Annotated in this window: 1 protein-coding gene; it reads right to left on the reverse strand. The window is 70.9% G+C overall.

What is annotated here, in order from left to right; translation table 11 throughout:
* The coding region (locus LCH29_RS43875; protein ID WP_446467274.1) for a condensation domain-containing protein at positions 1-1,809 on the reverse strand (1,809 nt) is incomplete at both ends.

The raw sequence follows: 1,809 nt of genomic DNA on the forward strand, positions 1-1,809 counted from the left end.
CCGACGCGGACGTCGGGGCCGACGCCTACCGTCCGGAGGCGGTGGGCGACCTGGTTGGCCTTCGCGTTCAGTTCCCGGTAGGTGACCTGCGTATCGCCGCCGTGTATGACGGCGATCGCGTCGGGGTTCGCCTTCGCGTGTGCTGCGAACAGCTTGTGCACCCGCGCGGTCGGGTCGAACGGCGCCTCCGTGGCGTTGAACCCCTCGACCACCAGCGCCCGTTCCACCGCAGGCAGGGCCTCCACGGCGGACACCGGGGCGGCCGGGTCATCGGCCAGTGCCTCGGTCAGCTCTTGCAGCGCGGCTGTCAGCATCCCGCAGACACGGTCCGGGTCGAGCCGGTCGTCGACCTGGGCCGTGATGGCGAAACCGGCGTCCTCCGAACCGAGGTCGTCGACCGAGACCACGACGGGGTAGTTGGTGCGCTCCTCGCTGTGCAGCACCTGGAGCCCGGACAGCGCCGCTCCGGTCGCGTTCGGGTCCGCCGGGGCACTGTGCCGGTAGTTGAGCAGGCTGGTGAACAAGGGAAGTCCGGTCGGGACCTGGCTGCATCCCTGGGCGAGCACGAGCGGGGCGTGTTCGTGGCGCAGCACCTCGGCGAGCAGCCCATGGGTGTCCCGGACCGCGTCGAGCGCACCCTGGGCGCCGACGCCGACGCGTATCGGGAGGGTGTTGATGAACAGTCCGAGGCCGCGTTCCGCACCGGCTCCGGCCTGCATGCGGCCGAACACGACCGTGCCGAAGACCACGTCCGAGCGGCCGGTGAGCCGGGACAGGACCAGGCTCCACGCGAGGTGGCACACGCTCGCCGGTGACACACCCGCACGGCGGGCCTGCTCCCGGATCGCGCCGGCCAGCTCGGCTTCCACCGCTACCTGTGCCTCGGCCACCGCGGTGCCGTCGCCGCGGACGTCGAGCAGGCCGTACGGTGCGGTCGGCTCGTCCACCTCGCCCAGCAGGCCGGTGAAGAACTCCTCGTGCTCCTCACGGCTGGTGCCCAGCACGGCCTGGGCCACCACGTTGCGGTACGGAACGGGCTCCGGCAGCGCACCGGTGCCGGTCAGCAGCGCGCCGATCTCCTCCTGCACCACGTCCAGCGTGGTGTGGTCGCCGACCAGGTGGTGCATCAGCACCAGCAGCAGCCATCGGTCGTTCGGCTCGTCATACGCCGTGACCACGCGCAGCAGCGGCGCCGTGCCCAGGTCCATATGGAACCGGCGTGGGTCGTAGAGTGCCAGCAATGCGGCGGTCGCGTCCCCGTCGCCGTCGAGAGTCACTTCCTCGACCGGCAGCTCGGTCCGCCGCCACACCACCTGGACGGGGTGCGGGAGTCCTTCCCAGACCACCGATGTCCGCAGGATGTCGTGGCGGTCCACCACCGTCTGTAGGGCGTCGGCGAACTCGTCGACCCATTCCCGTGACGGCACCGCGGACACGCTCGACAGCAGGTACGCGTCGCCCTCGTCCCCCATGAGGTGGTGGAAGAAGATGCCTTCCTGGAGCGGCCCGAGCGGATAGATGTCCTGCACGTTCCCGGCTCCGCCGGGGACCGTGGACACGACCTGGGTGATCTGGTCCTCGGTCAGCTTGACCAGCGGCAGCATGGCGGGCGTGATGGCGTCGGCATCGGCCGGGATCGCGTTCGGCGGGACCACGAGGTCTGCGCCGCCACCCGCCGCGATGGCGGTGGCCAGTCCGGCAACGGTGGGCGTGGTGAATACGGCGCGGACGTCGCAGGACAGCTTGGCTTCGCGCATGCGCTCGACCAGGGAGACGGCGAGGAGGGAGTGGCCGCCGAGTTCGAAGAAG

This window comes from Streptomyces sp. BRA346, assembly GCF_052851135.1.